Origin of the sequence: Methylobacterium frigidaeris (assembly GCF_022179185.1) — a bacterium.
GTDB classification, from domain to species: domain Bacteria; phylum Pseudomonadota; class Alphaproteobacteria; order Rhizobiales; family Beijerinckiaceae; genus Methylobacterium; species Methylobacterium frigidaeris.
The window spans coordinates 1-250 of record NZ_BPQJ01000278.1; the positions used below are offsets into that span (position 1 = coordinate 1).

Consider the following 250-nt stretch of genomic DNA (forward strand, 5'->3'; position numbering starts at 1 on the left):
GTCCTGGAGGGCCGGCCGCACGTGGTCGACTCGATCAAGAACGGTGACATCCAGCTCGTGCTGAACACGACGGAGGGCGCGGGCGCGCTTTCCGACTCGCGCTCGCTCCGGCGCGCGGCCCTCTTGCATAAGGTGCCGTATTACACCACTCTAGCCGGCGCGATGGCGGCGGCCGAAGGGATCAAGGCCTATGTAGAAGGCGATCTCCAGGTTCGTGCCCTGCAAGATTACTTTGCGGCCTGAGCCTCAG

1 protein-coding gene is annotated in these 250 nt (G+C 64.8%); it reads left to right on the plus strand.

What is annotated here, in order from left to right; all coding sequences use genetic code 11:
- On the plus strand, positions 1–243 hold a 243-nt coding region (locus tag MFF64_RS37150), incomplete at its 5' end, for a hypothetical protein (RefSeq protein ID WP_238194067.1).
- Between the last annotated feature and the right edge of the window lie 7 nt (positions 244–250).